This window comes from Thauera sp. DNT-1, assembly GCF_055393985.1.
In genome coordinates this window covers 1,343,108-1,368,215 of record NZ_AP043752.1, presented here as the reverse complement: position 1 = coordinate 1,368,215, position 25,108 = coordinate 1,343,108, and the positions used below count along the sequence as shown (strand labels likewise).

The 25,108-nt window shown below is 69.1% G+C and carries 28 protein-coding genes; 12 read left to right on the top strand and 16 right to left on the bottom strand.

The window, feature by feature from the left end; all coding sequences use genetic code 11:
• Positions 1 to 240 precede the first annotated feature (240 nt).
• The 7 genes from parC to flgA all read right to left on the bottom strand — a co-directional run bounded on the left by parC (position 241) and on the right by flgA (position 7,190).
• Positions 241 to 2,685: a DNA topoisomerase IV subunit A gene (gene parC / locus ACZ5PP_RS06345; protein WP_464826900.1), complete on the bottom strand. Its 2,445-nt coding sequence runs from the start codon at positions 2,683 to 2,685 to the stop codon at positions 241 to 243.
• Positions 2,682 to 3,134, bottom strand: coding sequence for a PIN domain-containing protein (locus ACZ5PP_RS06340; RefSeq protein ID WP_012585747.1), 453 nt, complete (start codon positions 3,132 to 3,134; stop codon positions 2,682 to 2,684). The genes parC and ACZ5PP_RS06340 overlap by 4 nt, the downstream gene beginning before the upstream one ends.
• Entirely contained in the window at positions 3,131 to 3,382 is a 252-nt protein-coding gene (locus ACZ5PP_RS06335) for a type II toxin-antitoxin system Phd/YefM family antitoxin (protein ID WP_004305508.1), read from the bottom strand. The genes ACZ5PP_RS06340 and ACZ5PP_RS06335 overlap by 4 nt, the downstream gene beginning before the upstream one ends.
• 88 nt (positions 3,383 to 3,470) lie before the next feature.
• Positions 3,471 to 5,459 carry a DNA topoisomerase IV subunit B gene (locus ACZ5PP_RS06330; RefSeq protein ID WP_004305510.1) on the bottom strand — a complete coding sequence of 663 codons (1,989 nt, stop codon included), beginning with the start codon at positions 5,457 to 5,459 and terminating at the stop codon, positions 3,471 to 3,473.
• A gap of 64 nt (positions 5,460 to 5,523) precedes the next feature.
• Positions 5,524 to 6,015 carry a flagella synthesis protein FlgN gene (locus ACZ5PP_RS06325; RefSeq protein WP_004305513.1) on the bottom strand — a complete coding sequence of 164 codons (492 nt, stop codon included), beginning with the start codon at positions 6,013 to 6,015 and terminating at the stop codon, positions 5,524 to 5,526.
• Positions 6,016 to 6,029: 14 nt separating this feature from the next.
• The gene (flgM, locus tag ACZ5PP_RS06320) at positions 6,030 to 6,329 is read right to left on the bottom strand and encodes a flagellar biosynthesis anti-sigma factor FlgM (protein ID WP_004305515.1); all 300 of its coding nucleotides are present in this window, start codon (positions 6,327 to 6,329) and stop codon (positions 6,030 to 6,032) included.
• A 132-nt stretch (positions 6,330 to 6,461) separates the two neighbouring features.
• The gene (flgA, locus tag ACZ5PP_RS06315) at positions 6,462 to 7,190 is read right to left on the bottom strand and encodes a flagellar basal body P-ring formation chaperone FlgA (RefSeq protein ID WP_012585746.1); all 729 of its coding nucleotides are present in this window, start codon (positions 7,188 to 7,190) and stop codon (positions 6,462 to 6,464) included.
• Positions 7,191 to 7,386: 196 nt separating this feature from the next.
• Between flgA and flgB the strand changes: the two genes are divergently transcribed.
• From flgB to ACZ5PP_RS06255, 12 genes are all read left to right on the top strand, one after another.
• The gene (flgB, locus tag ACZ5PP_RS06310; protein WP_004305521.1) at positions 7,387 to 7,791 is read left to right on the top strand and encodes a flagellar basal body rod protein FlgB; all 405 of its coding nucleotides are present in this window, start codon (positions 7,387 to 7,389) and stop codon (positions 7,789 to 7,791) included.
• Positions 7,792 to 7,802: 11 nt separating this feature from the next.
• Positions 7,803 to 8,207, top strand: a complete 405-nt coding sequence (gene flgC, locus ACZ5PP_RS06305; RefSeq protein ID WP_004361025.1) for a flagellar basal body rod protein FlgC — start codon at positions 7,803 to 7,805, stop codon at positions 8,205 to 8,207.
• A gap of 50 nt (positions 8,208 to 8,257) precedes the next feature.
• On the top strand, positions 8,258 to 8,932 hold the full coding sequence (locus ACZ5PP_RS06300) for a flagellar hook assembly protein FlgD (protein WP_004305526.1): 675 nt from the start codon (positions 8,258 to 8,260) through the stop codon (positions 8,930 to 8,932).
• A gap of 15 nt (positions 8,933 to 8,947) precedes the next feature.
• A complete protein-coding gene (gene flgE / locus ACZ5PP_RS06295) occupies positions 8,948 to 10,300 on the top strand; it encodes a flagellar hook protein FlgE (protein ID WP_004305529.1) in 1,353 nt (450 codons plus the stop codon).
• Positions 10,301 to 10,332: 32 nt separating this feature from the next.
• A complete protein-coding gene (gene flgF, locus ACZ5PP_RS06290) occupies positions 10,333 to 11,073 on the top strand; it encodes a flagellar basal-body rod protein FlgF (protein WP_004305532.1) in 741 nt (246 codons plus the stop codon).
• A 248-nt stretch (positions 11,074 to 11,321) separates the two neighbouring features.
• Positions 11,322 to 12,104, top strand: a complete 783-nt coding sequence (gene flgG, locus ACZ5PP_RS06285) for a flagellar basal-body rod protein FlgG (RefSeq protein ID WP_464826899.1) — start codon at positions 11,322 to 11,324, stop codon at positions 12,102 to 12,104.
• An 8-nt stretch (positions 12,105 to 12,112) separates the two neighbouring features.
• The gene (locus tag ACZ5PP_RS06280) at positions 12,113 to 12,790 is read left to right on the top strand and encodes a flagellar basal body L-ring protein FlgH (protein ID WP_043746467.1); all 678 of its coding nucleotides are present in this window, start codon (positions 12,113 to 12,115) and stop codon (positions 12,788 to 12,790) included.
• Between the two features lie 10 nt (positions 12,791 to 12,800).
• A complete protein-coding gene (locus ACZ5PP_RS06275; RefSeq protein ID WP_004305536.1) occupies positions 12,801 to 13,925 on the top strand; it encodes a flagellar basal body P-ring protein FlgI in 1,125 nt (374 codons plus the stop codon).
• A gap of 10 nt (positions 13,926 to 13,935) precedes the next feature.
• Positions 13,936 to 14,994 (top strand): flagellar assembly peptidoglycan hydrolase FlgJ, encoded by a 1,059-nt coding sequence (gene flgJ / locus ACZ5PP_RS06270; RefSeq protein WP_464826898.1) that lies wholly within the window; start codon positions 13,936 to 13,938, stop codon positions 14,992 to 14,994.
• Between the two features lie 81 nt (positions 14,995 to 15,075).
• The gene (gene flgK, locus ACZ5PP_RS06265; RefSeq protein WP_004305542.1) at positions 15,076 to 17,058 is read left to right on the top strand and encodes a flagellar hook-associated protein FlgK; all 1,983 of its coding nucleotides are present in this window, start codon (positions 15,076 to 15,078) and stop codon (positions 17,056 to 17,058) included.
• Between the two features lie 14 nt (positions 17,059 to 17,072).
• Positions 17,073 to 17,981: a flagellar hook-associated protein FlgL gene (gene flgL / locus ACZ5PP_RS06260; RefSeq protein WP_004305545.1), complete on the top strand. Its 909-nt coding sequence runs from the start codon at positions 17,073 to 17,075 to the stop codon at positions 17,979 to 17,981.
• Positions 17,982 to 17,986: 5 nt separating this feature from the next.
• Positions 17,987 to 18,463 (top strand): hypothetical protein, encoded by a 477-nt coding sequence (locus ACZ5PP_RS06255; RefSeq protein ID WP_012585742.1) that lies wholly within the window; start codon positions 17,987 to 17,989, stop codon positions 18,461 to 18,463.
• 11 nt (positions 18,464 to 18,474) lie between these two features.
• Here ACZ5PP_RS06255 and fliR read toward each other — a convergent pair whose 3' ends face one another.
• The 9 genes from fliR to fliJ form a co-directional block, all read right to left on the bottom strand.
• Positions 18,475 to 19,272, bottom strand: coding sequence for a flagellar biosynthetic protein FliR (gene fliR / locus ACZ5PP_RS06250; protein WP_004305547.1), 798 nt, complete (start codon positions 19,270 to 19,272; stop codon positions 18,475 to 18,477).
• Positions 19,273 to 19,306: 34 nt separating this feature from the next.
• Positions 19,307 to 19,576, bottom strand: coding sequence for a flagellar biosynthesis protein FliQ (gene fliQ, locus ACZ5PP_RS06245; protein WP_004305551.1), 270 nt, complete (start codon positions 19,574 to 19,576; stop codon positions 19,307 to 19,309).
• Between the two features lie 25 nt (positions 19,577 to 19,601).
• Positions 19,602 to 20,375, bottom strand: coding sequence for a flagellar type III secretion system pore protein FliP (fliP, locus tag ACZ5PP_RS06240; protein ID WP_004305553.1), 774 nt, complete (start codon positions 20,373 to 20,375; stop codon positions 19,602 to 19,604).
• Positions 20,365 to 20,727 (bottom strand): flagellar biosynthetic protein FliO, encoded by a 363-nt coding sequence (fliO, locus tag ACZ5PP_RS06235; protein ID WP_004305555.1) that lies wholly within the window; start codon positions 20,725 to 20,727, stop codon positions 20,365 to 20,367. Before fliO ends, fliP begins: the two co-directional genes overlap by 11 nt.
• Before the next feature lie 8 nt (positions 20,728 to 20,735).
• A complete protein-coding gene (gene fliN / locus ACZ5PP_RS06230) occupies positions 20,736 to 21,203 on the bottom strand; it encodes a flagellar motor switch protein FliN (protein ID WP_004305558.1) in 468 nt (155 codons plus the stop codon).
• Entirely contained in the window at positions 21,196 to 22,206 is a 1,011-nt protein-coding gene (gene fliM / locus ACZ5PP_RS06225) for a flagellar motor switch protein FliM (protein WP_004305559.1), read from the bottom strand. Before fliM ends, fliN begins: the two co-directional genes overlap by 8 nt.
• 12 nt (positions 22,207 to 22,218) lie before the next feature.
• Positions 22,219 to 22,791 carry a flagellar basal body-associated FliL family protein gene (locus tag ACZ5PP_RS06220; protein ID WP_004305560.1) on the bottom strand — a complete coding sequence of 191 codons (573 nt, stop codon included), beginning with the start codon at positions 22,789 to 22,791 and terminating at the stop codon, positions 22,219 to 22,221.
• A gap of 93 nt (positions 22,792 to 22,884) precedes the next feature.
• Positions 22,885 to 24,321: a flagellar hook-length control protein FliK gene (locus ACZ5PP_RS06215; protein WP_012585741.1), complete on the bottom strand. Its 1,437-nt coding sequence runs from the start codon at positions 24,319 to 24,321 to the stop codon at positions 22,885 to 22,887.
• Between the two features lie 119 nt (positions 24,322 to 24,440).
• Positions 24,441 to 24,881 carry a flagellar export protein FliJ gene (gene fliJ / locus ACZ5PP_RS06210; protein ID WP_004328705.1) on the bottom strand — a complete coding sequence of 147 codons (441 nt, stop codon included), beginning with the start codon at positions 24,879 to 24,881 and terminating at the stop codon, positions 24,441 to 24,443.
• Positions 24,882 to 25,108 lie beyond the last annotated feature (227 nt).

The following is a 25,108-nucleotide window of genomic DNA, read 5'->3' as shown; positions in this document are numbered from 1 at the left end:
TGTCCGGTTCCTTGCGGATCTTGTAGCAGCGACGCAAGTCGCGATCGGCGCAACGGTTCCCGTCGTGCCTTTTTCGCCGCTGCGATCGCGACTTGCGTCGCTCCCACGAGAGACGCCGAGGTGCATCGGTACGTCGCTCCCACGAGAGACGCCGAGGTGCATCGGTGCGTCGCTCCCACGCGAGATACGAGGCGCGTCGGTGCGCCGTAGGAGCGACGCGAGTCGCGATCGGCGCAACGGTCAGCGCATGCGCTCGGGCTTGAGCTTCGGAGTCAGCGGCACGCCCTTGCGTGCGCGGCGGTGGCGCAGCGGTTCGCGCTGGGCGGGCTTGAGCTCGATCGTCAACGCCTTGCCGCCGCGACCACTGCCCTCGACGGCGAGCACCGCATCGTCGGCCGGCACCGCCACCGCCGCCAGCGCCTCGCCTTCGTCGAGCGCCATCACGATGACGCCGCGGCCGCCGCTCTGGGTCTTCATCTCGGGGCGGGGGAAGACCAGGATGCGGCCGTTCTCGGACGCCGCCGCGATCCAGTCGCCGAACACCTTCGCCGGCGCCAGCACCTTCTCGCCCTTTTCCAGGCTCATGAAGGCCTTGCCCGCGCGCTGACGGCTGCTGGCGTCGGCGACGCTGCACAGGAAACCATAGCCGCCGCTGTTGGCGAAGAAGTACACCGAATCCGGCGTGTCGGTGACGACCTGTGCGAGCTTGCCGCCGTCCTGGAACTCCACCAGCGTGGTGATCGGCGCGCCGTCGCCGCGCCCGCCGGGCAGCTCGGACACCTTTACCGTGTAGGCGCGGCCGTTGCCGTCGATGACGATCAGCGGCCAGGTGGTGCGTGTCTCGAGCACCGCGAAGCCGAAGTCGCCAGCCTTGTAGGCGATGCCGGCAGGGTCGATGCCGTGGCCCTGGCGCGAGCGCACCCAGCCGTTTTTCGACACGATCACGGTGACCGGCTCGTCCGGCACGCTGATCTCGGCGGGTGCGACCGCCGCCACGGCCTCCACGAGCGTGCGGCGGTCATCGCCGTACTTCCTGGCGTCGTCCTGGATCTCCTTCAGGATCAGCTTCGTCATCGCCGCGCGGCTGTCGAGGAGGTGCTGCAGTCCGGCGCGCTCGTCCTTGAGCTCGGCGAGCTCCTTCTCGATCTTGAAACCTTCCAGGCGCGCAAGCTGGCGCAGGCGGATCTCGAGGATGTCCTCGGCCTGGACGTCGGACAGCCCGAAGGCCGCGATCAGCGCCGGCTTGGGCTCGTCCGACTCGCGGATCACGCGGATCACTTCCTCGATGTGCAGGAAGGCGATCATGCGGCCTTCGAGGATGTGGATGCGCCGATCGACCTCGTCCAGCCGGTGGCGGGTGCGGCGCTCGACGGTCACGTAGCGGAAGTCGATCCATTCGCGCAGGATCTGCACCAGGTTCTTCTGCTGCGGCCGCCCGTCGCGGCCGATCATGGTCATGTTGACCGAGGCCGAGGTCTCCAGGCTGGTGTGGGCGAGCAGCACCGCCATGAACTCGTCGCGGTTCTGCCGGCTCGACTTGGGCTCCAGCACGATGCGCACCGGCGCCTTGTCGCTGGACTCGTCACGTACCGTGTCGAGCGCGCCGAGCACGAGCTGCCTGAGGTTCTTCTGCTCTTGCGAGACCTCCTTCTTGCCGGCGCGCGGCTGCGGGTTGGTCAGGGTCTCGATCTCGGACAGCACCTGTGCGGCGGACACGCCGTGCGGCAGCTCCTCGACGATGGCGCGCCACTGGCCGCGGGCGAGCTCCTCGATCTTCCAGCGCGCGCGCAGGCGCAGGCTGCCGCGGCCGGTCGCGTAGGCCTCGCGGATGGTCTGGGGCGTGGAGATGAGCTGGCCACCACCGGGGAAGTCGGGGCCGGGCAGCATGGCCAGCACGTCGTCGAGCGTGGCCTCGGGGTGGCGGATCAGGTGGCAGGTGGCCTCGGCCACCTCGCGCAGGTTGTGCGGCGGGATCTCGGTCGCCATGCCCACCGCGATGCCCGAGGCGCCGTTCAACAGCACGAAGGGCAGGCGCGCGGGCAGCAGCTGCGGCTCCTCGAAGGCGCCGTCGTAGTTGGGGATGAAGTCCACCGTGCCGCGGTCGATCTCGGACAGCAGCAGCTCGGCGATCGGGGTCAGGCGGCATTCGGTGTAGCGCATCGCCGCCGCCGAGTCGCCGTCGCGCGAGCCGAAGTTGCCCTGGCCGTCGACCAGCGGGTAGCGCAGCGAGAAGTCCTGCGCCACGCGGACCATGGCGTCGTACACGCTGGAGTCGCCGTGCGGGTGGTACTTGCCGATCACGTCGCCGACCACGCGCGCCGACTTCACGTGCTTGGAGGTGGACGACAGCCGCATCTCGTTCATCGCGAACAGGATGCGGCGCTGCACGGGCTTCAGGCCGTCCTCGACCTGCGGCAGCGCGCGCGACTTCACCACGCTCATCGCGTAGGCGAGATAGGCGCGCTCGGCGTAGCGGTCGAGCGCCAGCGTGCCGTCGTCCTCGGGCTCGGGTTCCGGGTCGGCGGGCGGGGCAGGGGGCGGGGGGATGTCTGCGTCGGAGGCGGTCGCAGGCGCTGCGCCCCGAGTTGTCGAGGCAGCACTCGGGGCTGCGCCGGCCGGGGTCGAGGGGGCGACGGATTCGGGCACGCCAGGCGCGTCGAAGAGGTCGGGAGTGTCTGTGCTCATGAGCTCGAATTGCATGCTGCGAGCAGTAGCGGGTGCGCGACATGCTCGAAAGGATTGATAACGGTGACGCCGCGCCAGGTGAAGCCGTGCTGCAGGTCTTCGCTCAGCAGCAGGCGGCAACGGTTTTCCGCAGCCACCGAAAGGACCAGGCCATCCCAGATCTGCATGCGGTGATCGCAGGCCAGGTCGATGGCGGCCTGGAAGCTCGGCCAGGTCGAATCGGCCACCTCGTAGGCATCGGACCAGTCGAGCAGGGCGCCGCGCACTGTCTCGGCGTCGCGCCTGAGCTTGCCGGTGAGGACCCGGTGCAACTCACCCAAGGCCTGCGCCGGGATCAGCACCTCGCTCGCCGCGAGATCCGCGATCAGCGCACGAGCCGCTGCACAACGCGCGTCGTCTCCGGCGCCCTCTGCGTAGGCGAGGATGTTGGTGTCCAGCGCGATCTTCATTGGTCGCGGTCGTAGAGTTCGTCGCGGTTCCAGCTTCGTTCGCCTGCGGCAGGTTCCCGATTGAGGCGGGCGAGCAGACGGGCGCGTGCGTTGGCACGGTCGTGACCGGATTCGCCCGCTTCTGTGGCGGGGCTGATCGTGGCGACGGGACGGCCGTGGGACAGGACCGTGATGGTCTCGCCCTGGCTGACCTGGCGGAGCAGGCTGGAGAACTGTCGATTCGCTTCGGCGGCGGAAATGGTGTGCATGGCAGGTCCGTAGCTTGCATCGGTGTAGTGAATATCACTACTTTATTCCGGGTGATGGCGTCGGGCAATTCGATTTGCCTTGGGGGACTCAGACATCCGCCTCGACGCTGTCGCCCTTTTCTTCCATCCACGCACGCCGCCCCGAGGCTTCGCCCTTGCCCATCAGCAGGGTGAACATCTTCAGCGTGTCCTGCAGCGCGCCGCTGCGCACCTTCACCGGCAGCACCCGACGGGTGGCCGGGTCCATGGTGGTCTCGCGCAGCTGGTCGGGGTTCATCTCGCCCAGGCCCTTGAAGCGGCCGATCTCGATCGCGTCGGGCTTGAAGCCTTCCTTCTCCAGGCGCTCGCGCATCGCGGCGAGCTCGCCCTCGTCGAGCGCGTAGAGGCGGCGCGGCGGGCGCTTCTTGCCTTGTGCCGGGACATCGATGCGGTACAGGGGCGGCTGCGCCACATACACGTGGCCGCGCTCGATGAGCTTGGGGAAGTGGCGGAAGAACAGCGTCAGCAGCAGGGTCTGGATGTGGGCGCCGTCGACGTCGGCGTCGGACATGATGACGACCTTGCCGTAGCGCAGCCCGGAGAGGTCGATCGGGCTGTCGGCGGTGTGCGCGTCCACGCCGAGGGCCACCGCGATGTCGTGGATCTCGGCGTTGGCGAAGAGGCGATCCGGGTCGATCTCCCAGGCGTTCTGCACCTTGCCGCGCAAGGGCAGGATGGCCTGGGTCTCCTTGTTGCGCGCCATCTTGGCCGAGCCGCCGGCGGAGTCGCCCTCGACCAGGAAGAGCTCGTTGTCGGCGAGGTCCTCGGACTCGCAGTCCGACAGCTTGCCGGGCAGCACCGCCACGCCCGAGGTCTTCTTCTTCTCGACCTTCTGCGCGCTCTTCTGGCGCGCAAGCGCCTGCTTGATGGAAAGCTCGGCGATCGCGCGGCCGGCCTCGACGTGGTTGTTGAGCCAGATCTCGAAGGGGTCGCGCAGCTGGCTGGAGACGAGCTTGACCGCCTCGCGCGAGTTGAGCTTTTCCTTCACCTGGCCCTGGAACTGCGGGTCGAGCAGGCGCGCCGAGAGCACGAAGCTCATGCGCCCGCACACGTCCTCCTGCTGCAGCTTCACGCCGCGCGGCAGCAGGGTGTGGTGGTCGATGAAGGACTTCATCGCCTCGAACACGCCGGCGCGCAGGCCGGATTCGTGGGTGCCGCCGTTCACGGTCGGGATCAGGTTGACGTAGGACTCGCTCGGCACCGGGGATTCGAACCATGCCAGCGCCCACGCCGCGCCTTCACCGGCGGCGAAGGTCGGATCGTCCTTGGCGGCGTATTTCTCGGCGGTGAAGATCGGCGCCACCGGCTCGACATCGCCCGCGAGCTCTTTCAGATAACCGGCGAGGCCGTCGGGGTAGGACCACGTCTTGGTCAGCGCCGGGCCGTTCGCCTGCTCGATGTCGAGCCGCACCGCGACCCCCGACAGCAGCACCGCTTTCGAGCGCAGCAGGCGCTCGAGCTCGTTCATCGGCACGCGCGGAGATTCGAAGTACTTGCCGTCCGGCCACACCCGCACCCGGGTGCCGGTCTGGCGTCCGCAGTCGCCCTCGACGCGCACCGGGCCGATCGTCTCGCCGCCGTCGGAGAAGTCGATGCGGTGGATCTTGCCCTCGCGCCTGACCTCGACCTCGATCCGGGTCGACAGCGCGTTGGTCACCGACACGCCGACGCCGTGCAGGCCGCCCGAGAAGGCATAGGCCGAGTTGCCCTCGCGCTTGTCGAACTTGCCGCCGGCGTGCAGCCGGGTGTAGGCCAGCACCACCACCGGGACGCCTTCCTCGGGGTGCAGTCCGACCGGGATGCCGCGGCCATCGTCGGCCACGGTGACCGAGCCGTCGACATGGAGCGTGACGTGGATCTTTTTCGCGAAGCCGCCGAGCGCCTCGTCGGCGGCGTTGTCGATCACCTCCTGGATGATGTGCGCCGGGCTGTCGGTGCGGGTGTACATGCCGGGGCGTTCGCGCACCGGCTCGAGCCCTTTCAGGACGCGGAAGGAGGATTCGTCGTACTGCTTTGGAGTGCCTTGCGTGCCGGCCATGCTGACTGCCCGTTCGAACTTGCGAAGGGCGCAAGGATAGCAGAGCGAAGGGCTGTATGTATGTTCAGGCGCTGCCGAGCATGCGCCCGCCGCCAATGGCGCGGGTATGGCCTTCGGCGTCGTAGAGCGGCGGCTGGTCGGCGGCCGAGAGCAGCAGGCTGAGCGCGGCCTGATTGTGCGCCATGCGCTCGGTGATGAGCTTGCCGTTGAGGGCGTTGCGCTCGCGCGTCGTGCGGGCCAAGCCGAGGACCTCGTCCCAGCGCGCCAGCACGCGCGGCAAGCCGGCGAGCCAGTCGCGGATCACGGTGTCGGAGACCGCCTGGCCGAAGCGGCCGAGCAGCAGGCTGCGGTCGTCGGAGAGCCGTTGCAGGCGGCGGTAGCGTTCGTTCTTGTCCTGGCAGAGCACCACCAGTGCATCGACCTCCCCGGCGATCAGCAGCGCCTCCTCGCGCGCGAGCAGCTCGACGAACTCTCCGAGCTGGATCGCTTCCGCTTCGATCAGCAGCGCGAGGCGCTGGCGGTCGGCGGAGGAGGGCGGGACGGCAGGACGGTTCATGCGCGGTGAAGCGTTCAGCGCTGGCCTGCGAGCATCTCGCGCACGCTGTCGATCAGCCCGTCGGCGATGCGTCCGGCGTCGATCCTGAATTCGCCGTTGGCGATCGCCTGCTTGATCTCCTCGACGCGCTGCGCGTCGACGACCGGGGTCTGGGCGATGCTCGCCTCGGCCTTGGCGAGGCTGGACGACAGCGAGGAGAGCTGGACCTTTTCGCTGCCGGCGGAGACCGTGGCGCCGGGGCTCGCGGGGCTGCGTGGGCGGGCCTCCGCTGCGGTGGAGGGGGCAATCGCCTTGCCCGAGCTTTCGATTTTCATGGCGCAGTTCCCATACAGAGTGACTCTGACGTTCTCTTCGGCGCGATGGCGTGGAACTTGAGCGATTAAAGCATGAAATCTTTCACGCTCGGCCATCCGCTCGCGGCCGTCTCCGTTCGGCACGCAGCCGCCTCAGAACTCCAGCGCCACTGCGCCGCCCGCCTGTGCGGTCCCGGTGACGACCTGGCCGTCGGCCAGGCGCACCCTCACCTTCTCACCCGGGGCGGCGTTGTTCATCGCACGGCCTTCGCTCGCCACCCGGAAGCCCGCGCCCACGCCGAGCACGCTCACGGTCTGGCCCTGGCGCACCGCGTGGGGTACGCGCAGCATGTCGCCGCGCAAGGGGCTGCCGGCGGCGACCGCGATGCGGGTGTGGTGGCCGCTGGCCTGGGTGGGGTCGGTGAGGAGATTGTCGGGGAGCGCGGTGAGGTCGCCCCTGCGCTGCCCGAGGTCGGCGGGGCCGAGCACCTGGCCGGCGCGCAGCGGGCGGGCGGCGATCAGGTAGTCGGCGACCACGGCGACGCGCGCCTGCAGGTAGGCGGTCCACGTCACCGGTGAGTCGCAGCGCACACCGACGCTGAAGCGTCCCCACGCGCGCGTGCCCGCGGGCAGGAAGGGTTCGAGCGCGGCGCAGGCGGGCAACTGGCTGTTGGGATCGAGCGGCGCGAGCTCGATCGACACCTCGCCGGGCAGGCCGGCGACCTGGCGCTGCAGGAACTGGCGCACGCGGGCCTCGACCGCCCCCTCGGCGTGCTGGGCGATCGCGGCGGGGGAGGGAAGCAGCACGAGGGCCGCGCACAGCGCTGCGGCCGGGCCGCGCAGTCGCCCTGCGGCGAGCCTGCGGTGGAGGGGAGTCGTCATGGCGGGATTGCACCATGACCCCCGCCGGCCTGGCAACCGGCAGCGTCCGCCGGCAATCCTTGCCGGCGGGTGGCGGCGAAATTGGCCGGGCTTTGCCCCCCTTATCGGCGCCAGGGTCTTGCCGGCCCGCGCCTACCATCGCTGGCATGGAAACTGCGTCCGGAACGTCCGGGCGCACCGTCCCGGGAGCACAGCGATGAAGACCCTTTTCGACCGGCAGATCCAGTTCCACCAGACCGCGCTGAACCTGCAGGCGCACCGCCAGCAGCTGATCGCCTCGAACATCGCCAACGCCGACACGCCGCACTACAAGGCGCGCGACGTGGATTTCCGCGCCGCGCTGCAGGGCGCGCTCAATGCCTCGCGGGAGGGTGTGCAGATGGCGACCACGCAGGCGGGCCACATCGGCAGCGCACCCGCGCCTGCGCTCGAAAGCCTGACCGGCTACCGCAGCGAGCTGCAGTCCGCGGTGGACGGCAACACGGTGAACATGGACGTCGAGCGCGCCGCCTTCGCCGAGAACGCCTTGCACTACGAGGCCAGCGTGACCTTCATCAACGGCATGCTGCGCTCGATGAACACCGCGATCACCGGCCAGTAAGGAGAGCCGCCATGAGCATGCTGAACGTCTTCCAGATCGCCGGCTCGGCGCTCAATGCGCAGTCGCTTCGCCTCAATGCCACCGCCTCCAACCTTGCCAACGCCGACAGCGTCACCTCCGAGGACGGCCAGCCCTACCGCGCCAAGCAGGTGGTGTTCGCCGCGCGCCCGGTCGCCGGCCCGGCGGCGGTCGGCGTGCAGGTGACCCAGGTGGTCGAGAGCGCCGCGCCCCTGCGGCTGGTCTACGAGCCCAACAACCCTGCCGCCAACCCCGACGGCTACGTCGAGATGCCCAACGTCAACGTGGTCGAGGAAATGGTGAACATGATCTCCGCCTCGCGTTCCTACCAGAACAACGCCGAGGTGATGAGCACGGCACGAACCTTGCTTCAGCGTACCTTGCAGATCGGCCAGTAAGCACCCCGCAGGCGCCGTGACGCGGAAAACGCCGACAGCAGGAGAGAGGAATGAGCAGCGTAACGAACAACCAGGACATCGCGGCGAGCGTGCTCGCCAAGATCAACACGCGCGAGGAGTCGAAGGCTTCGGCCTCCGGCGACATGAACTCGCGCTTCCTCACCCTGCTCACCACCCAGCTGAAGAATCAGGATCCGCTCAACCCGATGGAGAATGCGGAGGTCACCTCGCAGCTCGCACAGATGAGCACGGTCGACGGCATCGAGCGCCTGAACAAGATGTTCCAGAGCTTCGTCGATGGCCAGAGCGCCTACGACTCGATGCAGGCTGCCGCGCTCGTCGGGCGCGGCGTGCTGGTGGAGGGGAAGAAGCTGACCCTCACCGAGGCCGGCGCGGTAGGCGGTTTCGAGCTCGATGCCGCGGCCGACAGCGTGGTGCTGTCGATCAAGGACGCCGCCGGCCTCGAGATCAAGAAGATCGAGCTCGCTGACGTCAAGGCGGGCAGCCAGAACTTCATCTGGGACGGTACCGCCAGCGACGGTTCGCGTGCCGTCGACGGCGCCTACACGGTCGAGCTGAGCGCGCTCGCCGAGGGCAAGAAGGTCACGGGTCGGACGCTCGAGTTCGGCCCGGTCACCAGCGTGATCCGCGGCGCCTCGGGTACCGACTTCCAGGTCGGCTCGCTCGGCATCTTCAAGTACGACGACATCAAGCAGATTCTCTGATCCGGAGCCTCGATCATGTCTTTCCAGCAAGGTTTGAGCGGCCTGAGCGTTTCCTCCAAGGCCCTGGACATCATCTCCAACAACGTCGCCAACACCAACACGATCGGCTTCAAGACCGGCTCCGCGATCTTCTCGGACGTCTTTGCGGCCTCGCTGACCGGCTCGATCTCGGGCAAGCAGGTGGGTGTGGGCGCCACGCTCGGTGCGGTGCGGCAGACCTTCACCCAGGGCAACCTCACCACCACCAACAACCCGCTCGACCTGGCGATCAACGGCGACGGCTTCTTCGTGGTCAGCCGCGAGAACGGCCCGGACGTGTATACCCGCAACGGCCAGTTCGAGCTCGACAAGGAGGGTTTCATCCGCACCCCCACCGGCGAAAGGCTCAAGGGCTTCCAGAGTCCGGTCACCCCGGGCGCCCTGCCCACGCCGATCGGCGGCCTCAAGGACGTCCAGGTGCCGATCGTCGGTTCCCAGCCCATGCCGACCAGCCGGGTGGAGATCGGCGGAAACCTCGATGCGAACGACCTGAGCGCAGCCCAGCGCTACCCACAGCTGTTCGGCTCGACCTTCACGTTTCCGCTCCCTGCGGGCGAGAACTGGCAGGACGCGCGCACCTACAATTTCTCGACCTCGATCAAGGCGTACGACAGCCTCGGGAAGTCGCACGAGCTCACCTACTACTTCGCCAAGGTGACCCCGACCCCGAACGATCCGGTCAACACGAACGAGAACACCTGGAAGGTCTTCACCAGCGTGGACGGCGGCTATCCCTTGGGGGTCGGGACCGATGGCTCGATCGAGGACCCGAGCGTGATCTGGAGCCTGACCTTCAACGAGAAGGGTACGGTGAACACGCCCATCGTCGGGCCGACGGCTGCGAATCCGCTGGCGATCCCGGCTTCCTACACGCCGGGTGCGGACCGCATCCGTTTCCACGTCGATTTCAGCGACATGCGCCAGATCGGTGGCTCCTACCTGATCACCGAGCTCACCCAGGACGGCTACACCGGCGGCGAGCTCGCCGGAGTCAGCGTGGGGCGGGACGGCATCGTGACCGGTCGCTACACCAATGGCGAGACGCGCGAACTCGCCCAGCTCGCGCTGCAGACCTTCCGCAATCCGAACGCGCTGCTGTCGATCGGCAACAACTTCTGGGAAGCGACCACCGAATCCGGCCTCACTGCGCCGTCCAAGGCCGGCGAAGGGGTCGCGGGCGTGGTCTCGGCGGGCATGATCGAGGACGCCAACGTGGAGCTCACCAACGAGCTGGTGCAGATGATCGTGCAGCAGCGCAACTACCAGGCCAACGCGCAATCCATCAAGGCGCAGGACCAGGTCCTGCAGACCCTGGTGAACCTGCGCTGATCCTGAAACCTGCCTGACACGAGAGGCCAGCGATGGACCGCCTGATCTACACCGCGATGACCGGCGCCAAGGGCACCATGGACCAGCAGGCGGCGGTCGCGCACAACCTCGCCAACGTCGACGCCACGGGTTTCCGCGCAGAGTTGCACAAGCTGCGCGCGGTCGAGGTGCAGACCGAGGCGCTGCGCACGCGCGCCTTCACGGTCGACGCCAGCGTCGCCAACGACTTCACCGAGGGGCCGCTGCAGTTCACCGGCCGGCCCTTCGACGTCGCGCTCGCCGGCAAAGGCTGGCTGGCGGTGCAGATGCCGGACGGCAGCGAGGCCTACACCCGCAACGGCAGCCTCGCGGTGAGCGCCAACGGCGTCCTGCAGACGCGCGACGGCAGGCCGGTGCTGGGCGACGGCGGGCCGGTCACGATCCCGCCCGACAACGAGATCACCATCGGTGCCGACGGTTCGGTCTCGGCCTTGCAGCCCGATCAGCCGGGTGTGGTCAACGTGGTCGCGCAGCTCAAGCTGGTGAATCCGCCCGAGGCGCAGCTGGTGCGTGGCGACGACGGCCTCTTCCGCCTGCAGGGCGGGGCGCCCGCGCCGGTCGATCCCAATGTGCGCGTCGCCGGGGGCTATCTCGAGGGCAGCAACGTCAACGTGGTCGACCAGATGGTGCAGATGATCTCGCTTGCCCGTCAGTTCGAGATGCAGACCCGCATGCTGTCGACCGCCGAGCAGAACGACCGCTCGGCCGCGCGGGTCATCGGCGGCCAGGGCTGATCGAGGCGCGCTCCCCGCCGAGCCGGGCTGCGCGGGCCGGGTAGCATGGGGCGCCCGGCCTTTTTTGCGCACCCGGCCGCTTCGATTAGCACGGTTTTTGCGTTGCTTATCGCAGGATGGTCGGTGACGGCACCGGCCTAGACTGATCCCATCGAAAAAGCGGCAGCACGGCGGCAATTTCAGCTGGGTATTCCAACCCCGCACGGCAAATCCTGCCGCCCCGGCAACGCAAGGCAAAGGAACCCATCATGATCCGCTCCCTGTGGACCGCCCGTACCGGGCTGGATGCCCAGCAAACCTCGCTGGACGTGATCTCCAACAACCTGGCCAACGTCTCCACGAACGGCTTCAAGCGTCAGCGTGCGATCTTCGAGGACCTGCTCTACCAGACCATCCGCCAGCCTGGCGCACAGTCGACCCAGCAGACGCAGATCCCCAGCGGCCTGCAGATCGGTACCGGCGTCAAGCCGGTGGCGACCGAGCGCATCTTCACCCAGGGCACATTGCAGCAGACCGGTGGCTCGCTCGACGTCGCGGTGCAGGGCAACGGCTTTTTCCAGGTCGCCATGCCCGATGGCACCACCGCCTACACCCGTGACGGCGCTTTCCAGCTCGACAGTCAGGGCAACGTCGTCACCGCCAGCGGTTACACCCTGGCCGACAACATCAACATCCCCGCCGACGCGCTCTCGATCACCATCGGCAAGGACGGCACGGTCAGCGTGCTGCAGGCCGGGCAGACCGCGCCGGTGGAAATCGGCGCCATCCAGCTCGCCACCTTCATCAACTCGGGCGGCCTGCAGGCCGCGGGCGAGAACCTGTTCTACGAGACCGCCTCGAGCGGCGTGGCCACGCCCACCCAGCCGGGCACCAACGGCGCGGGCGTGCTCAACCAGGGCTATGTCGAGGTCTCCAACGTCAACGTCGCCGAGGAGCTCGTGAGCATGATCGTGACCCAGCGCGCCTACGAGCTCAACTCGCGCGCGATCTCGACCTCCGACCAGATGCTCGGCCGGCTGACCCAGCTGTGAGGCGCACGATGAAGCTCGCCAGGCATTCGATCGCCGTCGGCCTGCTCGCGCTGCTGTCGGGCTGCGCCGCGATCCAGACCACCCCGCCGTCTGCGGTGCATCAGCCGATGAGCGTGCGCCCCGAGGCGATGGCAACCGCGCTGCCCGCCAATGGCGCGATCTACCAGACCGTGCAGGCACGCCCCTTGTTCGAGGATCGGCGCGCGCGCCGCATCGGCGACACGATCACGATCAACCTGGTCGAGCGCAACACCGCGGAGAAGAGCGCCAACGCCAACGCCACCCGCAACGGCAACATGAGCGCCGGCATCGGCCCCATCAACCGCCTGCCCTTGAGCGGCCTGAACGGCCTGGAGCTCGAGGCCGATGCCGAGTCCGACTTCAACGGCAAGGGCGCGGCCGCGGCCAACAACGTCTTCAACGGCACGATCACGGTCACCGTGATCGACGTCTACCCCAACGGCAACCTGCTGGTGTCGGGCGAGAAGATGGTGGCGATCAACCAGGGCAACGAGTTCATCCGCTTCTCGGGCGTGATCAACCCGAACACCGTCACCACCGCCAACACCGTGCAGTCGACCCAGGTGGCGGATGCGCGCATCGAGTACCGCGGCAGCGGCTTCATCGACGAGTCCAACACCATGGGCTGGCTGCAGCGCTTCTTCGTGGCGATCATGCCGTTCTGAGGGCCGCGCCATGTCCTGTCTCGCCTCCCTTCTGCTGCGCGCCGCGGTCGTCTCCCTCGCCGTGCTGATCTTGCATCCGGCGCAGGCGTACGCCGCGGCCGAGCGCATCAAGGACCTCGCCTCGGTGGCCGGCGTGCGCGACAACCAGCTCGTCGGCTACGGGCTGGTCGTCGGCCTGGACGGTTCGGGCGACCAGACCACGCAGACTCCCTTCACCGTGCAGAGCATCGTCAACATGCTCGGCAACCTCGGCGTGAGCCTGCCGCCCGGGACCAACCTGCAGTTGAAGAACGTGGCCGCGGTGATGGTCACCGCCAACCTGCCGGCCTTCGCCCGTCCCGGGCAGGCGATCGACGTCACCGTGTCCTCGATCGGCAACGCCAAGAGCCTGCGCGGCGGCACTCTGGTGATGACGCCGCTCAAGGGTGCCGACGGCCAGGTCTATGCCATTGCCCAGGGCAACATGGCGGTCGGCGGCGCGGGCGCGCAAGGCGGGGGCGCCTCGCTGGTCATCAATCACCTGTCGGCCGGACGCATCCCGGGCGGCGCGACCGTCGAGCGCGCGGTCCCGACCGCACTCGGCCAGGGCGACGCGGTGCTGTTCGAACTCAACGACGCCGACTTCGGCACCGCGCGCCGGGTCGTCGATGCGATCAACCTGGTCTATCCGGGCGCGGCGAGCGCGCTCGACGGGCGCAGCATCCAGGTGCGCGCGCCGACCGACTCCAGCGCGCGCGTCGCCTTCCTCGGCCACATCGAGAACCTCGAGGTCACGCCGGTGCAGCAGGCCGCCAAGGTCATCGTCAACTCGCGCACCGGCTCGGTGGTCATGAACCAGCGCGTGACGCTGCAGAACTGTGCGGTCGCCCACGGCAACCTCACGGTCACGGTCAATATCGAGACCCAGGTCAGCCAGCCGCCGCCGCTCTCGGGCGGACAGACGGTGGTCACCCAGCGCGGCCAGGTCGACGTCGCCCAGGAGGGCGGTGCGCTCTTCAACGTGCGCGGCGGCGCCAACCTCGCCGACGTGGTGAAGGCGCTCAACACCCTGGGCGCCAAGCCGATGGACCTGGTCAGCATCCTGCAGGCCATGAAGGCGGCCGGCGCGCTGCGCGCCGAACTCGAGGTCATCTGAGGAAGTTGCCATGAACAAGGGCGTCCAGCTCAACGCGCTCGATCCCAATTCGCTCGGCGACCTGAAGCGCCTGGCGCGTAGCGAGGGCGGCTCGGACGCGGCCTTGCGCGCCGCGGCCAGGCAGTTCGAGGGGCTCTTCCTGCAGATGGTCATGAAGTCCATGCGTGCGACCACCGGCCAGAACGGCATGATGGACAGCGAGCAGACGCGCTCCTGGCAGGGCATGCTCGACCAGCAGATGGCACTGGAGATGTCGCAGTCGGGCGGCACCGGCCTGTCCGAGATGCTCTACCGCCAGCTCGGCGGCAAGGCTGCGGTGCGGCCCGACGCGGCAGGCGAGGCCGGCAAGACCGGCTTCGACCTTGCCGACGTGCGTCGCCGCCCGGCAATTCCTGCCGTGCTCGCGCGCGATGCGGAAAGTGCTGCCGCCCCGCGCCTTGCCGCCTTGCCGGCCGAGGCGCGCGTGCCCGCGCTGGGCGCCGCCGCGACCGCAGGGGAGTTCTCCGCGCTGTCGGTGTACGAGCGCGCTGCGCTGCAGACCCGCCTCGACGCCGCGGTGCGCAGCGCGCGCGATGCCGGCGGGGAGGTGTCGAAGTCCGCGCAGGACTTCGTCACCGAGGTGTGGCCGCACGCGCAGGAAGCCAGCCGCCGCACCGGCATCCCGGCCGAATTCATGGTCGCCCAGGCGGCGCTCGAGACCGGCTGGGGACAGAAGCAGTTGCGTCACGAGGACGGCAGCCCGAGCCACAACCTCTTCAACATCAAGGCCGGCAGTGCGTGGTCGGGGCGTACCGTCGCGCGCGAGGTCACCGAGTACGCCGACGGCCAGGCCTACACCGAGGCTGCGCACTTCCGTTCCTACGGCTCGTATGCCGAGTCCTTCCGCGACTATGCCCAGCTGATGACGCGCAGCCCGCGCTACGCCGGCGTGCTCGGCCAGACCGACGCGGCGGCCTTCGCGCGCGGCCTGCAGGACGCCGGCTACGCCACCGACCCGATGTATGCCGACAAGCTCACCCGCATCATCGGCGGCAATACCTTGCGCAGTGCACTGGCAATGGCGGGCTGAGGACCGGCGGTCGAGGTGCGTATCGAGCGCTGGCAAGGATCTTGCGTGTAGAGGCTCGAACCAGCGCATCAGGGAAACATCATGGCGTCCTTGCTCAATATCGGACTGACCGGGCTCAGCGCCTCCCAGGCCTACCTCAACACCACCAGCCACAACATCGCCAACGCGGCGACGCCGGGCTTCCATCGCCAGACCGTCACCCAGGAAGCGCGCGACCCGCAATACAGCGGCGGCGCCTTCTTCGGCACCGGTACCGGCGTCACCGGCGTGGCGCGCAGTTACAGCCAGCTGCTCGAGGGCCAGGTGCTGAGCGCCGACAGCCGGCGTGCGGAATACGCCGCCTACAGCCAGTTCATCAGCCAGCTCGATAACGTGCTCGCCGACGCCGACACCGGCCTCACGCCCGCGCTCAACGAATTTTTCGGTGCGCTGCAGAACGTCACCTCCAACCCGACCAACGTGGCCGCGCGCCAGGCGCTGCTCTCCAGCGGCGATACCCTGTCGGCGCGCTTCCGCACCCTGGACGGGCGTATCTCGGAGATCGCGGAAGGCGTCGAGACCGAGATGCGCAGCACGCTGGAGAGCATCAACGGCTACGCCGCCGCGATCGCCGAGCTCAACGAGCGCATGGTGATCTCGCGCACCGGCGGCGCCGGTTCGGCCGCCAACGACCTGCTCGACCAGCGCGACCAGGCGATCGCCGAGCTCAACCGCCTGGTCAAGGTGAGCACGGTGGAGCAGCGCGACGGTTCGACGTCGGTCTTCATCGGTTCGGGGCAGAGCCTGGTCATGGGCAATCGCGCCAAGCAGCTCGAACTGGGCGACCAGCTCGACGAGAACGGGCGCTCGATGATCACGGTGCGCGCCAACTCGGGGGTGGTGGAGCCGCTCGCCGAGAGCCTCGTCGGTGGTGGCACGCTCGGCGGCCTGCTGGCGGCGCGCCGCGAGGGCACGGCCTCGGCGCAGCGCAGCCTCGGCTTGCTGGCGACCACGCTGGCGACCGAGTTCAATAGCCAGCACGCGCTCGGCCTCGACCTGGAAGGCCGGCTGGGGGGAGATTTCTTCAGGATCGGCGGGGTGCGCGTCGATCCGTCGGACAGCGGCCTGAGCGTCCGGATCGACCCCGGGCAGGTCTCCTCGCTCACCGGCAGCGACTACTCGCTGCGCTACGACGGCGCGGCCTTCCAGCTCACCGACCTCGCCACGGGCAACGCCGTGCCCGCCGCGCAGATGCAGCTCGTGACCGAGGCGGACGGTTCGACCACCATCCGGGCGCAGGGGCTCGTCTTTACCGGCGCGCGGAGCACCCTGACCGAGCCGGCCTTCGTCTATCCCACCCGTTACACCGCGGGGGCGATCGAGGTGGCGAACCGGGACCCGCGCGCCGTCGCGGCCGCGGCGCCGGTGCTGGCCAGTCCGACCAGGGGCGACGGCAGCTCGCTGCGGATCGAGCAATCCGGGCTGCTCAGCCGCGGCAGTGCGGCGGCCGGCACCGAGCTCGGCCTGCCCGCCCTGAAGTACACCTTCAACGCGGTGGACAAGCGCTTCGAACTCGACGCGGCTGCGCCGGGGGCGGCCGGCTGGCCTGCGACCCTGGCCTACGACCCGGCGACCAGCGCCGCGGGTGAGTCCTTCACGCTGGAGGGGCCCGGAGGCGTCCGGCTCGAGCTCAAGATCTCCGGCACCCCTGCCGCTAACGATGTCATCGCGCTCGCCGACAACAAGGGCGGCGTCGCCGACAACCGCAACGCTGCGCTGCTCGGCGCGCTGCAGACCGACAAGCTCTTGTTCGGCAGCGGCGGCCAGGCCACCGCCACGCTCAACAACGCCTATGCGCAGCTGGTGGCCAAGGTCGGCAGCAAGACGCGCGAGGTGCAGGCCGGCGAACGCACCCAGACCTCGCTGCTCGACCAGGCCAAGGCTTCGCGCGACGCGGTCTCGGGCGTGAACCTGGACGAGGAGGCGGCCAACCTGGTGCGCTTCCAGCAGAGCTACCAGGCTGCGGCCAAGGTGATGGGCGTGGCGCAGCGCCTGTTCGACGAAATACTGGCGATCGCCCGCTGAGGAGAGAGCACACCATGCGCGTATCGACCAACATGATCTACGACCAGGGCGTCATCGCCCTGCAAAAGCAGTCCGCCGCGCTGTTGCACACCGGCCAGCAGATCGCCACCGGCCGCAAGATCCTCACCCCTTCGGACGATCCGGTGGCCTCCGCGCGCGCGCTCGATGTCAGCCAGTCGAAGAGCGTCAACCAGCAGTTCATCACCAACCAGGGCTATGCCGACGATGCGCTCAAGCTGGTCGACGGCCAACTCGACGGAGCCGGCGAGATCATCCAGTACGCGCGCGAGCGCGTGCTCGCGGCTGGCAATCCCGCACTGTCGCCGTCCGACCGCCAGTCGATCGCCTCCGACCTGCGCAGCCAGTTCGATGCCATGCTGGCGATCGCCAACACGCGCGACGCCAACGGCGACTACCTGTTCGCCGGCTACCGGTCGAACACGCCGCCGTTCGAGAAGACGGTCACTGCCGGCACGCTCGGCAGCGACTACAAGGGCGATCAGGGTTCGCGCACCATGCAGGTTTCGTCCTCCCGCTTCATGCCGATCAGCTTTGGTGGCGAGTCGGTGTTCGGGAGCGAGGGCGACGGGGTGTTCAAGGTGCTGGGCGAGTTCATCTCCGCCCTCGAAGGCGGAGGCGATGTGAGCGGCGCGGTGAGCACGGCGCTGGGCGGTCTCGACGACAGCCTGGACCGCACGCTCACCGTGCGCGCGCAGATCGGCTCGCAGCAGGTCGAGGTCGAGCAACTCGGCTTCATCGGCAGCGATCTCGACCTGCAGTACCAGACCACGCTGTCCAACCTGCAGGACCTCGACTACAACGAGGCGATCTCGCGCCTGACCCAGCAGCGCACCTTCCTCGAAGCCGCCCAGCAGTCCTTCCTCAAGACGACCGGGCTGTCGCTGTTCAACTACCTCAGCTGACCGCCATGCGCCGCGCGCTCCTCGTCCTTGCCGCCTGTTCCGTCCTCGGCTGCGCCAGCGAGCGCGAGGGCACCGGCCTGCTCGACCGCGCCGCCGCGGCCCCAGGGCCGATCGCCGGTGCGGTGGGCGCGGTGTGGATGGCGAGCGAGCTTTCCTACCTCGAGCCGGAATACCTCGCCGGCATGCTGGTGGCCTACGGCATCTACGATCCGCTCGCGCCGACGTGGTCGATCGAGGTCAGCCGCAGCGGCGAAGACCGTGTGCGCATGGACCTGCACATGAAGCGGATGACCACCGGCGGCGACGGCGAGGCACGCCGGGTCTTCCTGCGCAACGCGCGCGAGATCGTGCGTGCGGGCGGTTTCGCCGGCTTCGACGAGCTGAGCTGGGAGGAGGGCATCGAGTCCACCCGGCCTTTCGCCCGCCGCGTCGCCAGCGGCGAGATCCGCCTGGTGCGTTCGCGCACCTTCCCGGAGTTCTGAGCGCGGCCCTCTCAGGGTGTGGGGCGTGGCGCGAGCGCGTCGAGCAGCAGGCCGATGGTGTCGTAGCTGCGCTCGAAGAGGCTTTGCAGCACCGGCGCGAAGTTGCTCATGATCAGCAGCACGCCGATGAAGCCCGCGGTCAGCGTGATCGGAAAGCCCACCGCGAAGAGGTTGAGCTGCGGCGCCGCGCGGGTCAGCACGCCGAGCGCGATGTTGGCCACCAGCAAGACCGCGATCACCGGCAGCGACAGCAGCAGCCCCGCCGAGAACACCGTGATGCCGCTGCGCGCGAGGAAGGCCCAGCCGCCGGCATCCACCGCATCGGTCGCCACCGGCAGCCACTCGAAGCTGCGCACCAGGAGGTCGATCATCAGCAGGTGGCCGTCGATGGCGAGGAAGATCAGGGTCGCGAGCAGGTTGAGGAAGTCGGACAGCACCGCGGTCTGCCCGCCCGCGTCGGGGTCGAAGAAGACCGCGAACGAGAGGCCCATCTGCATCCCGATCAGGGCGCCGGCCATGTCCACCGCAGCGAATACGATGCGCATCACGAAGCCGATGGCGATGCCGATCAGGATCTGCTGCGCGAAGATCGCCAGGCCCAGTCCGCCGCCGGGTGGCACCTGCGGCATCGGCGGCAGGACCGGCAGCACCGCCATCGCCACGCCCAGCCCGATCGCCAGGCGGATGCGCACCGACACGCCACGGTTGGAGAACACCGGCGCCGACGCGAACAGCCCGAGCAGGCGCCCGAGCGGGAACATCAGCGCCGCCAGCCAGGCGTCGAGCTGGGCTGCGGTGACGGAGAGCATGGTGGCGGGGAAGGGCGAGGGGCGGGGAGGAGGCTCAGCCGATCATCGCCGGGATCGACTCGAACAGCCGGCGGATGAAGTCGGTGAGCAGGGTGATCATCCACGGCCCGGCCAGCACCAGGGTCACGAAGATCGCCACCAGCTTGGGCACGAAGGAGAGCGTCATCTCGTTGATCTGGGTGGCGGCCTGAAAGATGCTGATGATCAGGCCGGTGACGAGCGCGGCGAGGAAGAGCGGCGCCGACACCATCAGGGTGACCTCGATGGCCTGGCGGCCGAGCTCGATGACGGTGGTGGGGGTCATGGCGTTTGTCCTCGGGCAGGCGCGGTCACACCGCGAAGCTCTGCACCAGCGAGCCGATCAGCAGCGTCCAGCCGTCGACCAGCACGAACAGCATGATCTTGAAAGGCAGCGACACGATCACCGGCGACATCATCATCATGCCCATGGACATCAGCACCGAGGCCACGACCATGTCGATGATGATGAAGGGGATGAAGACGATGAAGCCGATCTGGAAGGCGGTCTTGAGCTCGGAGGTGACGAAGGCGGGGATCACCACCCGCATCGGCAGGTCCTCGGCCTTGTCCACCGGCGGCAGCTTGGCCAGCCCGGCGAAGAGCGCGAGGTCGGGCTCGCGCACCTGCTTGAGCATGAAGCCCTTCACCGGCACCGAGGCGCGCTCGAGCGCCTCGTCGAACTGGATGCGGCCTTCGGACATGGGCAGATAGGCCTCCGTGTATACGCGCTCGCCGACCGGCGCCATCACGAAGAAGGTGAGGAAGAGGGCGAGGCCCAGCAGCACCTGGTTGGGCGGCGCGGTCTGCGTGCCCATGGCCTGGCGCAGCAGCGAGAACACGATGACGATGCGGGTGAAGCAGGTTGTCATCAGCACCAACGCCGGGATGAAGCTCAGGAGCGTCATCAGCATTAGCGTCTGGATGGTCAGGCTGTAGGTCGTGCCGCCGCCCGCCGCCGGGCTGGTGGTGAGCGCGGGCAGGGCCTGCGCCGTCGCCAGCAGGGGCAGGCCGGCGAGCGCGCAGGCGAGCGCGAGGCGCAGCAGTGCCACGGGGTGGCTCGGGGCGCGGCGCTCAGGCTTCATCGCGGCGTTCCCTGCGTTGCGCAGCCTGGCGCAGCCAGGTGGCGAAGGTCTTGCCGCCCGGCAGGGGCTGGGCCGGCAGGTCGGCGGGCAGCGGCAGGTCGGCGCGCTTGAGTTCGTGCAGGCGCGCGACGCTGCCGGGCGCCACGCCCAGCACCAGCACGTCTTCACCGATCTCGACCAGCACCACGCGCTCGCGCGGGCCGACCGCGGCCGCGCCGAGCACCTTGATCGCCGCGCCGCCGCCGCGCGGGGCGGACAGGCGGCGTAGCAGCCACAGGCAGGCGAACAGCAGGCCGACCACCACCGCCAGGCCGAAGCTCATCTGCACGAGACTGGCGCCGAGTTCGGGCATCGCGCTGCTCAGTTGCGGATCTTCCGCATGCGCTCGGCGGGGGTGATGATGTCGGTGAGGCGGATGCCGAACTTGTCGTTGACCACCACGACCTCGCCCTGGGCGATCAGGGTGCCGTTCACCAGCACATCCATGGGCTCGCCGGCCAGGCCGTCGAGCTCGACCACCGAGCCGTGCGCGAGCTGCAGCAGGTTACGGATCGACAGCTTGGTGCGCCCGAGCTCCACGGTGATCTGCACCGGGATGTCGAGGATCATGTCGAAGTCGTTGAGCGCGCCCGGCTTGCCCGCCGGGGCGCCGAAGTCCTCGAAGAGCTGGCTGGCGGGGCGGGCCTGGTAGGGCGAGTCGCCCATCGCCGCGGCCGCAAGCTCGGCGGCGACCCGATCGGCTTCGCTGTCGCCGCCTTCCTCGGCGGCGGCCTGTTCCTGCATCGCGGCTGCCCAGTCGTCGTCGGTAATCAGGTTCTCGTCAGCCATTCTGGGCTCCCGGAATCATGGGGGGTTCGTTGTCCTCGGCGGTGATGAAGCGCTCCACGCGCAGCGCATAGCGCCCGTTGCGCGTGCCCTGGCGGCATTCGAACACCGGCACGCCGTCGACCTCGGCCTGCAGCACCGGCTGCACCGCGAGCGGGATCACATCGCCGACGCGCATGTCGACGATGTCGCGCAGGCTCACCCGCGCCGTGCCGAACGAGCATGCGAGTTCCACCTCGGCGGTCTGCAACTGACGTGTCAGCAGCTTGATCCAGCGCCGGTCCGAGGTGAGGTGGTCGCTCTGCATCGAGGAATAGAGCAGGTCGCGGATCGGCTCCAGCATCGAGTACGGGAAGCAGATGTGCATCTCCGCCTGCGAGCCGCCGAACTCGACCGAGAGGCTGGTCGACACCACCACCTCGGAGGGCGTCGCGATGTTGGCGAACTGCGAGTTCATCTCCGAGCGGATGAACTCGGGCTGCAGATTGAACACCGGTGCCCAGGCGCGCACGTATTCGGCAAACACGACGTCGAGCATGCCGCGGATGATGCGCTGCTCGGTCGGGGTGAAATCGCGGCCCTCCACGCGGGTGTGGAAGCGCCCGTCGCCGCCGAACATGTTGTCCACCACCAGGAAGACCAGGTTGGGGTCGAACACGACCAGCCCGGTGCCGCGCAGCGGCTTGGCGGTGATCAGGTTGAGATTGGTCGGCACCACCAGGTTGCGCACGAACTCGGCGTACTTCTGCACCTTGATCGGCCCCGCCGACACCTCGGCGTTGCGGTGCATGTAGTTGAACAGGCCGATGCGCAGGTAGCGCGCGAAGCGCTCGTTGATGAGCTCGAGCGTGGGCATGCGCCCGCGCACGATGCGTTCCTGGGTGGCGAGGTTGTAGGGGCGTACGCCCTCGACGCCGGCTTCGTCCGCGACCGGCTCGTCCGACTCGCCGGTGACGCCCCGCAGCAGGGCGTCGACCTCTTCCTGGGAGAGAAAGTCCGCGGACATGGCGGCGATCCCTTACTGGATGATGAAGGAGGTGAACAGCACGGCCTGCACCGGGCCGTTGGGCACCGGCCTGCCGGCGGCGTCGCGCACCGGCTTGAAGCCGAGCGCCTCGTTCACGCTCTCGGTGATCGCCAGCGACAAGGCCTCGCGGCCCTCGACGGTGGCCACCTCGGACGGCAGCTTGCTCGACAGCAGCAGGTTGATGCGGTGGCGGATCTCCGGCATGAAGGCCTTCAGCGTCGGGTCCATGGTCGCGTCGGCCACGCGCATCACGGCGACCACCTGCAGGTAGTGGTCGCCCTCGTCGCGGCGCAGGTTGACCGTGAAGGCGTCGAGCGGGATGAAGGTGGGCGGCTTGGTGAGGTCCACCGTGCCGGTGGTGTGCAGCTGCTGCGCAGCCGGCGCGGCGTGGGCCGCCGGCTCCTCGTGCTCCTTGTCCTTGCCGCCCTTGAGCAGCAGCAGCGCGACGAGCGCGCCGAGCACGAGCACGATCACCACGAGCACGATGATGAGGATCAGGCCGAGCTTGCCCTTCTTCTTGGGGGTCTCGTCGCCTTCCTCGGTCTTTGCCGGCGCCTTGGCCATGCGAATCTCCTGTAGTACGGATTGAATTATCCGGGAGGTCCGCACCCGCCAAAGCGCCGATTAGTGGGGCAAGCCCGCCCCAATTCGCGCGCTTCAGGCGAAGGTGTCGACCATCCCCTGTTGCTGTTTCAGCCACACCCCGGCACCGCCGGTGCCGGCGTGGCCACTCGCGCCCGCCTCGCCGCGCTCGCCACGACCGCCGCTGCCTTCGCGTCCATCGCCCTCGCGGCCCTGGCCGGAGGTGCTCACGTTGGCGTCGCCCAGCAGGATGCCGGCCTGCTGCAGCGCCTCGCGCAGCTGCGGCAGCGCGCGTTCGAGCGCGTCGCGCGCGGCCTGGCTCGAGGCGATGAACTGCGCCGTCGTCTGGTCGCCGGCGAGGTTGATCGACACCTCGAGCTTGCCCATGTTCGGCGGCGTCAGCACGAGTTCGGCCTTGCTCTCGGCACGGCCGAGCATCCAGCGCACCTGATTGCCGACGTCTTCCGCCCAGCCCTGCTCGCCGGCCGGGGTCGCCACCGGCAGCTGCGGCGATGCGGCGTGCGCGGAGGACGCCTGGCGCAGCAGATGTGTCGCGCCATGCGTGTGCGCCAGGCCGGCCGGCAGGTTGCCGTTCGCGTTGCTCGTGCCCGGCACCTCGAGGCCATCCGCCGCGGTGCCGCCTGCACCGGCGCCGCTCGCGCCGCGAGCCGCCATGGTTGCGGCGGCGAACTCGCGGCCCTGGAGCAGGAAGGCCGGCGTGGCGTTGCCATCGGGACCGGTGTTGCCGCCAGCCGTGGCCGACAGATCGGTTTTCGGCAGCAGTGCGGAATTCTGAAGCGACTTGCGCCCGCCGTCCGCAACCAGCTGCAGCGTGCCCGCTTCGGAGCCGGTCGCATCCGCGCCGGAGGGGGCTTCGGCGCGACCGGCGAGCAGTGCGGCAATCGCTGCCGGCAGGCCGGCAAGGGCTGCCGGGTCGGTGGGCGAGCTTGCCGTCGCGGTGACCGTATCGGCAGATGTTGCGTCGGCATCGACCACGGCGCCCGCGGCCAGGGCGGCGAGGCGCGCGGCGTGGCCCGCCTGGCTCGCGACGGCCTGCGGCGAAGCGGCGGCATCGGCTGCTTCGCCGGCGGCGTCCGCCTGCGCGGTGGCGGCGTCCTCGTCGGCGGCGGCGCCCGCCCCGCCGGTGCGAGCGTCCGTAGCGCCCTTGTCAGGTGCGGACGTACCGGAAGCGGCGGCCTTGCCTGCGTCCGCCTGTGTGGCGGGCCCGGCGCTGCGGTCACCCGCGGCGGGGCCGCTGCCGGCAGGGCGCTCGGGCTCGCGTGCGGGTTCGGCGGAGGCCGTGCGCTCGGGCGGTCGCGGGGCCGGGGGGGGCGACTCGGGCTTGCGCGGCGCCGGCTCGGGCGTGTTCATGCGGTTCTCGAGCGTGCGCGAGAAGCTGTCGGGCTGCGCGCCCAGGCCGTCCAGGGCGGAGATGCCGATGCGGGCCTGCTGCGCGCCGAGGCGAAGCTGCGCGACGTTGCCGAGACTGGAGGGGGAGAACGGTGCGGACATGGTTGCGGGCCTCTCGTGGGCTGGATGCGATGGATCGCGGACGATCCGACAGCCCATCAAAAGCAAGCCTCATGCCATGGGTGTGTCACCGGGTCGGGCGGCTGCCGCGGCTTCCCGCGTCAGGCGTCCTCGCCACCGCGTCGGGCGGCGTGCTCGTCCGACTGCTTCTGCTCCTGGCGCGCCTCGCTGCGCGCGACCGCGTGCTGGTGGCGCTGGGCGAGGGTGTCGAAGGCCTTGAGCTTGGTGCGCTGGGCGAGCCAGGCCTGCTGGCCCTCGACGGTGCGCGCGCGCGATTGCTCGACCACCTTGCGCTGCGCGGCGATCGCGTCGTCGAGCTTGGCGATGAAGGCGCCATAGTTGCGCCATGCGTCCGCGCTCAGGCCGTCGCGCGCGGCCTGCACGAAGCGCTCGTGATATTCCGTGCGATAGTCCTCGAGCATCTTCAGCTTCTGTTCCACGTCGCGTTCGGCGGCGACGAGTTCGCCCAGGCGACGCGCAGCCTCGTCGGTGCGGGTGCTGGCGAGGTCGAGCAGGGGCTGGAGGTGGAAGGAGGCGGGCATCGGCGTCGTGTCACGGGGGCGTTGCAAACAGCATTCTAGCCGTTCGCCGGATGCCCGAGGTGGGCATATTTCGGTCGGCTCGTCCTCGACCGTGACGAAATGCTCGCGATCGATGTCGCGGGTGCAGGAGCGACGCCAGTCGCGATCGCGGCGCTTCGGCCCCGCGGCGGCGCAGCTTCGCCGCCCGATCGCGGCTGGCTTCGCTCCTACGGGCGAGCGGGAGCGCT

What these genes read in the sequence shown, in the direction of transcription:
- ACZ5PP_RS06335 (WP_004305508.1), bottom strand. Translation starts at nt 3,382, where the DNA reads ATGCACACCATTTCCGCCGCCGAAGCGAATCGACAGTTCTCCAGCCTG.
- flgJ (WP_464826898.1), top strand. Translation starts at nt 13,936, where the DNA reads ATGAACAAGGGCGTCCAGCTCAACGCGCTCGATCCCAATTCGCTCGGC.
- ACZ5PP_RS06300 (WP_004305526.1), top strand. Translation starts at nt 8,258, where the DNA reads ATGAGCAGCGTAACGAACAACCAGGACATCGCGGCGAGCGTGCTCGCC.
- ACZ5PP_RS06275 (WP_004305536.1), top strand. Translation starts at nt 12,801, where the DNA reads ATGTCCTGTCTCGCCTCCCTTCTGCTGCGCGCCGCGGTCGTCTCCCTC.
- flgK (WP_004305542.1), top strand. Translation starts at nt 15,076, where the DNA reads ATGGCGTCCTTGCTCAATATCGGACTGACCGGGCTCAGCGCCTCCCAG.
- fliM (WP_004305559.1), bottom strand. Translation starts at nt 22,206, where the DNA reads ATGTCCGCGGACTTTCTCTCCCAGGAAGAGGTCGACGCCCTGCTGCGG.
- flgM (WP_004305515.1), bottom strand. Translation starts at nt 6,329, where the DNA reads ATGAAAATCGAAAGCTCGGGCAAGGCGATTGCCCCCTCCACCGCAGCG.
- ACZ5PP_RS06330 (WP_004305510.1), bottom strand. Translation starts at nt 5,459, where the DNA reads ATGGCCGGCACGCAAGGCACTCCAAAGCAGTACGACGAATCCTCCTTC.
- fliJ (WP_004328705.1), bottom strand. Translation starts at nt 24,881, where the DNA reads ATGCCCGCCTCCTTCCACCTCCAGCCCCTGCTCGACCTCGCCAGCACC.
- flgA (WP_012585746.1), bottom strand. Translation starts at nt 7,190, where the DNA reads ATGACGACTCCCCTCCACCGCAGGCTCGCCGCAGGGCGACTGCGCGGC.
- ACZ5PP_RS06325 (WP_004305513.1), bottom strand. Translation starts at nt 6,015, where the DNA reads ATGAACCGTCCTGCCGTCCCGCCCTCCTCCGCCGACCGCCAGCGCCTC.
- flgE (WP_004305529.1), top strand. Translation starts at nt 8,948, where the DNA reads ATGTCTTTCCAGCAAGGTTTGAGCGGCCTGAGCGTTTCCTCCAAGGCC.
- fliO (WP_004305555.1), bottom strand. Translation starts at nt 20,727, where the DNA reads ATGCCCGAACTCGGCGCCAGTCTCGTGCAGATGAGCTTCGGCCTGGCG.
- flgC (WP_004361025.1), top strand. Translation starts at nt 7,803, where the DNA reads ATGAGCATGCTGAACGTCTTCCAGATCGCCGGCTCGGCGCTCAATGCG.
- flgL (WP_004305545.1), top strand. Translation starts at nt 17,073, where the DNA reads ATGCGCGTATCGACCAACATGATCTACGACCAGGGCGTCATCGCCCTG.
- ACZ5PP_RS06255 (WP_012585742.1), top strand. Translation starts at nt 17,987, where the DNA reads ATGCGCCGCGCGCTCCTCGTCCTTGCCGCCTGTTCCGTCCTCGGCTGC.
- flgB (WP_004305521.1), top strand. Translation starts at nt 7,387, where the DNA reads ATGAAGACCCTTTTCGACCGGCAGATCCAGTTCCACCAGACCGCGCTG.
- parC (WP_464826900.1), bottom strand. Translation starts at nt 2,685, where the DNA reads ATGAGCACAGACACTCCCGACCTCTTCGACGCGCCTGGCGTGCCCGAA.
- fliQ (WP_004305551.1), bottom strand. Translation starts at nt 19,576, where the DNA reads ATGACCCCCACCACCGTCATCGAGCTCGGCCGCCAGGCCATCGAGGTC.
- flgG (WP_464826899.1), top strand. Translation starts at nt 11,322, where the DNA reads ATGATCCGCTCCCTGTGGACCGCCCGTACCGGGCTGGATGCCCAGCAA.
- ACZ5PP_RS06280 (WP_043746467.1), top strand. Translation starts at nt 12,113, where the DNA reads ATGAAGCTCGCCAGGCATTCGATCGCCGTCGGCCTGCTCGCGCTGCTG.
- fliN (WP_004305558.1), bottom strand. Translation starts at nt 21,203, where the DNA reads ATGGCTGACGAGAACCTGATTACCGACGACGACTGGGCAGCCGCGATG.
- fliP (WP_004305553.1), bottom strand. Translation starts at nt 20,375, where the DNA reads ATGAAGCCTGAGCGCCGCGCCCCGAGCCACCCCGTGGCACTGCTGCGC.
- flgF (WP_004305532.1), top strand. Translation starts at nt 10,333, where the DNA reads ATGGACCGCCTGATCTACACCGCGATGACCGGCGCCAAGGGCACCATG.
- ACZ5PP_RS06220 (WP_004305560.1), bottom strand. Translation starts at nt 22,791, where the DNA reads ATGGCCAAGGCGCCGGCAAAGACCGAGGAAGGCGACGAGACCCCCAAG.
- fliR (WP_004305547.1), bottom strand. Translation starts at nt 19,272, where the DNA reads ATGCTCTCCGTCACCGCAGCCCAGCTCGACGCCTGGCTGGCGGCGCTG.
- ACZ5PP_RS06215 (WP_012585741.1), bottom strand. Translation starts at nt 24,321, where the DNA reads ATGTCCGCACCGTTCTCCCCCTCCAGTCTCGGCAACGTCGCGCAGCTT.
- ACZ5PP_RS06340 (WP_012585747.1), bottom strand. Translation starts at nt 3,134, where the DNA reads ATGAAGATCGCGCTGGACACCAACATCCTCGCCTACGCAGAGGGCGCC.